We start from the raw sequence: 8596 nt of genomic DNA on the forward strand, positions 1-8596 counted from the left end.
ACGACAGGTCAAGTATCCCACTTCAGTCCTTTTTTGGATAAATACCGCCAGCTTTCTTAATAGATTCAGCCAAGGCGGCGATTGATGGTTCATATGCCATACGACTGCTGGGATGTATAATGCCGCACCACTCAACAGGGTATGCGGGCGGTAGTTCAGGCACTTCATCCCAAAGCCTGCTGCCAAGTACCAGAATAACATTCGGCTCCAGTTGCTTCACAACTTCAAGGAATGGAACGTATGCCGCTTTCCACATTTCCGGTGTAGGTGCTATTCGAGCTCCTTCGCCTACAAACTCCTGTATGTAGTTGTAAAAAGCAACATGCTTCCAAATCTCTATCCGCTCTTCTTCTGTAGGGTAATCAATATGGCCCCTGAGTAAATTAGTCAGCTTGCTAAAGAATGCCTGACCAGCTTTTAGAGCATGTTTTTTAACCACTTGTTGCGTGAAATCGCAGGCTGAATCTGAGCCGTCTCCGTAATGTGATTCTCCCAGCACCATTACGCGTATTCCGTAACAGCTGTCATAGTACTTATCCCCAACAAACGGAGGAAAATTAATGCCTTTCATAGATTATCCTTATCATATCTGATCATTTTGCGTTTTCTATAATATACATATCATGCAATCGCTACTCAGGTATATGTCCGTTCTTCGCTCATAGCGAACCTTATGACCTTGCTTTTTGTCTGCTCTGTGCCAACAGCAGATGCTAGAAAATCCATAACGCTCCATTAAATGATAGGAAATTATATAGGCGCGGTTCCATTTAACAGCGATGAGAGCCACCAATACTTCTCACATATCATTCCGAGTTAGTTTACTGCTATAGTCATCAATCCATTGAATTAAATGGCTATAATTAATTTCATCACACAAACACGACTCCAAAGTCCATCGCCTCGTCGAAACTGTCAAAAGAGCCCTTTCTGTGAAGTGTTCGTACACGCCAGAAGTAAAACGATCGCATATCTTGGACTGCCACATCTGGTAGTTCCCGATAGACTTTACCTTTAGAAACAAGAGCTGTACCGCAGTTTCCATCAAACTGCATTGGGCGAACTGGTCCCCAACCCGCATTCCAGTAATAAAGGTGGGCGACAACCTCATTACCTGATTTCACCTCCAATTGCCCGTTACGAGGAACGATCTCGATCAGTTCATGGCCAGGCATAGTGGGCAATAAAAGTCGTCCCGGGTACAGATCATGTTGCAGGTAGCCCAAACGGGCCATACCGATCGGCATGGCCATAGGTAAGGCTCTACTCCTATTGTCCACGACAGAGTAAAGGGTGGGCGACATCAAGACAGTCGTCGTACTCAGTGGCTCCGGAGCATAACCGTGAAGCATTTGTCCGCTACTCCAAAAGTCTTTTAGGTGCTCGGCCAAGTTATCATCCTCGATGCAGCCATCTGTTATCTGCTCCCAGCGGACGACCGATACTTCTACACAGCGCTCAGTTGAAATTACGATGGGCGACGTGAAGGCTATCAGCTCGTCTCCGGGACTTTCGATTGAGGCTTGTCCAATTAGACTGCGTACAGCTGCACCTATTGCCTCGTGGCCACCATCGAAATCAGTTACGCAGGGAAACCAAGACGGACGTCGAGGTCTGAGCAACGCAAGCGTTGGGTGTACAGGCAATGCCAGCAGAGTCATTTTTTCCGCCAATTCTAAAGGCATGCTCCAGAGCTCTTCAGCAACCGACAATGTGCGGAGATAGGCGGAGATCATCCGTATGGCAGCCCTGGAAGAGATCTGACCGATGAACCCGTCGCCAAGTGGCCTCACAAAATGCCAGTGGTCCCCCTGAAAAGGAGCATCTGGATAGACATTGCTGTTTACTGACCACTCGAACGCCATCTGACGGACGAATGGGAAGCCGCTATCACGCTCAAGGTTAACCATAGTAGTGTGAAAAATCCGTGGAAGATCTGTTCCTTGAACACCGTTAAAATCCTGTGGAATAGCGAAGCTCTCAGTCACCTCTTCCAGACCGGTTATAGGGGTCTCAGTCTGTAGACCAAGGCTTTCCAGCAATAGATCAGAGAGGATGGACGGTCTAGGAATGTTTTGCGCCAATTTCTGGCTCGCCTTGTAACGATGCATCTGCACCGCTATCCAGAAGACGCAAAGTGCCTCCACCACTTCGGCCTCAAGCTTACGCGAGCTCAGAAACCTAAGTAACGCAGCCTCCGTTGTAGCTTTCGATGCTGATTCACCCAACCGGGCGGCAAGTTCCTGCATGGTCCACCATCTTGTAGCGGTTGATGGCCAGCCGAGTCTGGCGATTAGAATACTTAGGTCGTCCATCATTTTCCCATTGTCATCGAAGCATCAAGTTCTGTTGCCCAATGTGGGCGTTCCAGAGGCAGGGTTCGGGTATCTTCACGCACGCAGTTGACCATCATTTCGGCAAACTTCACGGCATCTGCTACGCGCTTTTGTTGCACATAGAAATAGACCAGCAGCTCGGTCGGCGCTACACGCTGCAGCTCGGGCTCTCCGAACCAGCTGTAGGTAGTCGCATCAACAAACTCATCGCAACGGCTCGGGAAGTACTTCACTACCATGTCAAACCTCTTACATGTATCTTCCTCTCTCTCCACAAAACTCATCCACCCGCCATTTCGAATCTGCGCCTGGACAAGATATTTCCACGCAGCTTTCGAGCCGCTCAACCTGCGTTTGGTATCAAAGGCAAGGTCAGACAGATCGAAGATGCCCTTTTGCCGCCCCTCGTCTGACTGCAGCAAACCATCCAGAGCCGCGAGTAAGCGTTTCCCCTGCCCGGAGCGATCCCAGTGCTCATACCAGGCCCGAAGCAGTCTCTTCTTGTCGTTGTTGCTAGTTGACAAACTTACCAGCAGCTCATCGAGTTGCTCCGGGGCAAAGTTGGTAATATCGCCAGTATACGGATTGCTGTCGTTATCGCTGCTGGGCGAACCAGTGCCCTGCAGCACACCAATGTCCCAGCCGGCATGCTCCCTAAGAACACGTAGCTGTTCTGCGGCACCATCCTGACCATCGCGTTCAAGCTGTATTAACTCGTCCTGAACGTCGGGATGAACTCCCGTACGCATGAGTGCATCCAGCGGCCAGCCGTCTCTGACGCCCTGTTGCACATATACCCGCAAACTGTTCTCCGCATGCGACCATTCACCTGCGTGCGTGTGTTCCTCGTATTTTACGACCAAAGCCATCGGGCTGAGTTTTGCCAGCAGGTGGTCTGCAACTTCAAGCAGGTGCCTAGTGCCTTTTCCGTCTGTGTAGTCCAGCACGTGATGGATCTGGGGCGAAAGCAGACTGAGTAGCCGTCGAGCGTCATCTGGTGAGGCATCCACCAGGTAGCCAATAGCATCGACCGTGTTACTCAACGTGGGATCTTTACGATGTCCATAGCCGGTCGTTAGCTCCCAGACCTGTTTGCAGAGCTCTTGTGCGTTGACGTTTAATCCATGGGCCAAAGTGATGCCACATAACTGCAGAGGCGTCTGTAAATGCACGCTGGTCTCCTCGCGGATATCTGCATCCAGCATGACGCGTTGAGAATGGACGAAAGCTGCAGCCGCCTCATCACTCATCCTTGTCAGCAATCCTGTTGCGTACTGAGTGCGGAAAGATGCACTGTCAAACCACTCAGATGTGGCTGCCGCTGCCAAGGTTGACTCAGTAAGAACCACATCGTCACTATTGAAGAGCAAGCAGCTTCCAAGCCGAATGTCGCAGGCAACACGATGCAATCCTGCCCGGAAGTCCTCTGCCGCTGAACTCATATGGTGATCCTGCCTGAAATGTTGGAACTTGACCGGTTTGAGGAGATTGAATAGCTCATGAAAATCCACAAATTCCCCTTGCCACCAACGCTCTGCAACCTGGGCTGCAATCTCTGAGAGAGCATCAAGGAAGTGACTGATGTTCTCCCTTTCCTCGTAACTGGGTGCTCGTACGAACTCGAAGGCGATTTGATTCTCAGCTTTCATGCACAGGCTCAGGTGCACACCGCTGAAGAACCAATGGTGTACCAGCGTGTTTAGATTGTCTTTATGCTCGTAGTAGTTTCCTTTGAGCCACTCGACCGGAATAGGCTCATTTAGTGGCTTCGAAGTCCGCTTACAGGCCGCTTCCACCGCTGCAACAAAGGGGGTTCGCGTCAGCTTGCTGAAGTCATCGTGGTCGACGATGCTTACTCCGGCCGTTGCGGCCGCGCGAACGCAGAAATCACTTAGAACACTCGTGTCCGAATCAGGTAGAAGCGAAACAGCCGCTTCCATCAAGTCATCCAGATAACCATCCTGAACCAGCATTCGGGCTCTGGGCATCCATACTATTTGGCTGCTTTCTCGAACTAACTGGGTAAAAGCCTCTGGGGGCGCCCCAATGGCACCAAGGCGTGTGAACGCATCGACCAGAAACTGGAACTCGTCAGCCCCCGCGTTGGTTGAATACCGATTGGAGAAGCGGCTAAGGCCTCTAAAACGACGCAGGGTCTCCTCACCGCAGGTCTCGGCCAGTACAGTTTGTCCACGTGCTTGCAAGGCTAAGCCGAGAGCTGCCACGTCCAAAATATCTGTCTCGTGCCGCGAGGCTATAGCCTCTTGAACAACCCCCTCATTGGCTGTCAGCGTCAGGGTAAATGACACAAGCCGGGCTATGTCGTCGCTCTGCATCTGAAATTCGCTGCCGCCAACCATCCGGGACTGCAGGTGTGCGAGCCGATATGCGTCCGCAAATGCGTTGGTCTCCAGAGCTGCGACCAGTGCCTCGGATAGCAGCGTGTCAAAGAGCGATTCTGGATAGCCTTCCTCTAAACGAAGCATGATCCAGTCACGAGTTAGCCCAGTAATGAGATTTTCAGGATTACCCAACCTTGCCTGGACCGTCCAGAGCCAGTTAACGCGAAGAGAAGGTGGCGCCTCAGTTTCCAGCCAGATCGCCACCGCTGGCATCAGGTTCTTGATACGCTCGCCGTAGTCAGAGGTCGAGCGTACAAAAACCGCCAGACTCTCATGGAAGACCTTCAGACCAGCAGCCGATGAGTGCAGCAGATGTTCCACCCTGGCGACATCTGGCGGCGCAGCGCCCTGCTTAGCGGAGATCTCCAGAAAAGCGGCTTTGGGCCAAAAGAAGGGAAACGCACATACCAATCGCAGCGTGTCTTTGAGACTTGGTGGCAGCTCTTCCCACAACGATGCGTAGTAGAACTTTGCCTCTTTGGTCATGTCACCCTGTAGCCGCTCAATATTCCAGCTATCCAGGTCTCGTCTTGCGTGCTCAAGCTCAGCCGTGGCATAGATGACGTGCAGCGGGTGGCCGTTGGTCTTATTGCGAAGTGCGGTCGCAGCTTCCTGTAGCTGGTGTTCTATCTGATCTTCATCGTTGAACCGGATCAAGAGCCTGCCTTCGTCAACCGCCTTGTGAAGGTAGGACAGGATGGCGTTCTCGGACATCGCCGGCAATGTTCGCCAACTAGCCTTAGGTGCAACTGACAAGAGGTCCCTGGGCAGTTGAGTGTCGTCGACCGGCTGTGTGCCTACCAACAGAACCATGTTATCCGGGCAGGGAATAATCTGGGAGAACACATCGTCCAGCGGCCGTTTGTCAGCGTTGTTAATGCGCCAGACATGGTCCAGGCCGTCCAGAACCAGTACGAACGGCTTGTCCTTAGTCTTGTAGTAGGTTGCGCATGCTTCGAGGAGGCCCCGCAGGTCATTACCAGGCGCATCAACTTCCGGATGTAACCGTTTGACTTGCGCCTCGATCGATTGCTCAACCACGTAGCTGTTCACACGGTCTCGTCCCCGCTCGGTCGTCGAGAGGAAGTAGTGGTGCCGTACCGTGGGAACCCCTGATTCAGCAAGTACTTCGCACATCGCGCTCAAGTATGTGCTCTTCCCACGACCAGGCGGCCCTGTGAGCACGATTGTCTGCCCGGCCCCGGCAATCGTGTCACGTACGAATTCACTGTGGAACGTCTCGTCAGGCACCTCATATCCGAGAGGCACAACAAAATCTTCCGGCAGGGGGGCCGGCGGTATTGCCCGCAGAATAGTGCGGACTTGCTCCAGAGAAATCCACCCTTCTGGCGGCGGAAAGTTTTTCTGAATAGACCAGTTCAAGGCGACGTTTTTTAAGTTCGCAACTCCCTCTTGTGTGCCGTGCAAGCGCAATCGCGCATCGATCTCGTGTTCAAGTGATTCGAAACTCTTATCGCTGTGAACAATCTGCAACTGCTTGAAAAATAATTCGCATTTCTTTTCGTCGCCGAGTTCGGCGATAACCTCTAATCGCCGTGGCTCTGGAACTTTGGATAAATCGATTTTTCCATCAGTCAGGCAAGACTCAATGTCGGCATCTGGTCGGCGATTGGTCTTCAACGATAGCTCTCCGACGCGAGCAGAATCCAATTTAACAAAAGCATCAAACCACTTACGCAACATCGACCTCGATCGTGCTGTCTTCCCGGTCCTCTCCAACATCCACGCCCAATTCAGGGTGTGCTCGGCAGGATTAGGAGTATATTTCACCTGCTGGAGGTCAACGAGATGGTTAGGGCGCTCGGCGACGATGTCATCCAGCCCGGTCGGAGCAACAGCCTCGTCGTCGCACTCAAACTTCACTCGGGTATAGCGTGTCGGCGCATCTAGCCAGTCACACAGCAGTTTCAGCCCCTGCCTGTTCTGATAGACATAGCCTGCAGCAGTGATCGCAGTATTTTTAATTTCTTCAGACATTAATGGGCCACCTGTGATCAGAATGCTTTACCACTGCTCTCGATGACTGGCCTGATCCTGTTTCTGAATAGGCGTAATTTTGAGTCAGGATCACGCTTTTCAGATATTTGAGCTGGCAGCTAAAAATTGCATGGCGGTTATGCAGAATACTTTATTTTATGATGCACTTATTGCACATGCACGTCCAACTCCTGTGAATAAACTCGTTGAGAGCTAGGTCTTGATCGAAGAGCAGGGAATCGACATGACTTACCGTCAGAGTGCTACGGTTTCGCTGAACGTAACTGGCTTACTTGGCATAGCACTTCCTTTTGGATAAAAACGCGAAGGACAGCCGATTAACGTTCAGATAGTTGGCTAATTGCATGTTGAAAGGACCATTCTGCATACCAGCTTCACTGCTAGAGCCTGTCAGCCCGATAAAAACTCTCACCCTTCGCTTTAAAACCGAAAGGCCTTTTTGGCTCAAGGTCCGCCTCTCGCTCAAAGCGGGAGCCCACTTGGAGAAACTAGCATTACTCATGCCATGTTCACGGCACAGTTCAGAAACGGACGTTCCTGCCTCGGCCTGCTTCAAATATCAGTCCAGAACTGGCTGCAGGCATTAAACCACTTTATGATTGAATACCCGGAGCGGTTGGCTGAGTATTTATAAACGGGCGTTTACACAGAATATGGGACAGGTACGGAATAGGTTAATTAAAAAAATTGATAGTCAGTAGTTAATGTTATTTATTATTGTTTTATATTTTCGTTCACTATTAATGACGTGCTTAATAACCCAACTTTAATGATATTTTCTATCTGATGATTTTGCTGCCTATATTATGTTAACTTGAGAGTAGATAATTACTATTTAATGAGAACAATATGGATAATATATATACTTTCTTCTTATATATGCATTTTGTGGTTTTAGTCTGTATTATTGTGTCGGATTGGTAATATAACTATAAAGAAGGGGTTTTATTATCCTACAGATAACGCATGGAAATGTAATCAGTAATCATGCTACCTATTTGATAAAAGTAAATGACGTATCCCACTAATATTTATAATGTATTATATATAATACCCACTTGTAAGATTATATTAATATAACGATAGTTAATAATAAGAGGCAATAAATAATGAGTATCAATATCGAAAGCTATGGTCCTTTAAACTTCAACCATATTAATCGTATTCAAGACACCCTAAACAAGTCAGTGAATGAATATCCCAGAACAATGTGTTTGAGAATAGACCTCCACTTACCAGCAGATAATATAAATAACCATAATGCCGACTCCACGCTTATAACCCGCTTTATCATTTCTCTGAAAGCACAGGTTGAAGCAGATTTACAGAGAAAGGTCTGTGCAGGGAAACGAGTACACCCTTGCAGAATACGACACATGTGGGCCAGAGAGTTTAACCCGGATGGCAAGAAGCATTACCATCTGGTATTACTCTTCAATAAAGATACTTATGCTTATCCGGGCAGTTACTACTGTAAAGAAGATGGCTATGTGCATAATTTATCATTGATGATAATGGAAGCATGGGTAAGGACTTTAAACCTTCATACACAAGTCAATTATCAGCAGCATTACTCGTTGGTACATTTCCCTAGCGAATGCTATTACCATCTGAATACCAATAACCAAAGTTTCAATACTGATTATTGTGCAGTTATGGACCGAATAATTTACTTGGCCAAAGAGCACAGCAAAATAGGTACTGACCGACAGCGTAACTTTGGTTGTAGTCAGTATTAACGCATTTAAGAGAACCGGTATGCTGAATAGACCCTAGTTCCCTAGACGGTTCTGTGCCTCATGAACCAGGCACTTTCATAAACTGCAGGGGGCTGATCCT

General features: G+C 49.2%; 5 protein-coding genes. 1 reads left to right on the plus strand and 4 read right to left on the minus strand.

Annotated elements, in window-relative coordinates; translation table 11 throughout:
- Positions 1–22: 22 nt before the first annotated feature.
- The 4 genes from QSV56_RS02295 to QSV56_RS02310 form a co-directional block, all read right to left on the minus strand.
- Positions 23–571, minus strand: coding sequence for a hypothetical protein (locus QSV56_RS02295; protein ID WP_050078137.1), 549 nt, complete (start codon positions 569–571; stop codon positions 23–25).
- Between the two features lie 301 nt (positions 572–872).
- Entirely contained in the window at positions 873–2249 is a 1377-nt protein-coding gene (locus QSV56_RS02300) for a multidrug DMT transporter permease (protein ID WP_229705469.1), read from the minus strand.
- Positions 2250–2314: 65 nt separating this feature from the next.
- Positions 2315–6736, minus strand: a complete 4422-nt coding sequence (locus QSV56_RS02305) for an ATP-binding protein (RefSeq protein ID WP_301210536.1) — start codon at positions 6734–6736, stop codon at positions 2315–2317.
- Positions 6737–7025: 289 nt separating this feature from the next.
- Positions 7026–7313, minus strand: coding sequence for a transposase (locus QSV56_RS02310; protein WP_268217173.1), 288 nt, complete (start codon positions 7311–7313; stop codon positions 7026–7028).
- Between the two features lie 553 nt (positions 7314–7866).
- Between QSV56_RS02310 and QSV56_RS02315 the strand changes: the two genes are divergently transcribed.
- Complete coding sequence (locus QSV56_RS02315) at positions 7867–8496, plus strand: inovirus Gp2 family protein (RefSeq protein WP_145581966.1); 630 nt, start codon at positions 7867–7869, stop codon at positions 8494–8496.
- Positions 8497–8596 lie beyond the last annotated feature (100 nt).

Source organism: Yersinia sp. 22-579 (assembly GCF_030433455.1).
In the GTDB taxonomy this organism is placed as follows: Bacteria; Pseudomonadota; Gammaproteobacteria; order Enterobacterales; family Enterobacteriaceae; genus Yersinia; species Yersinia enterocolitica.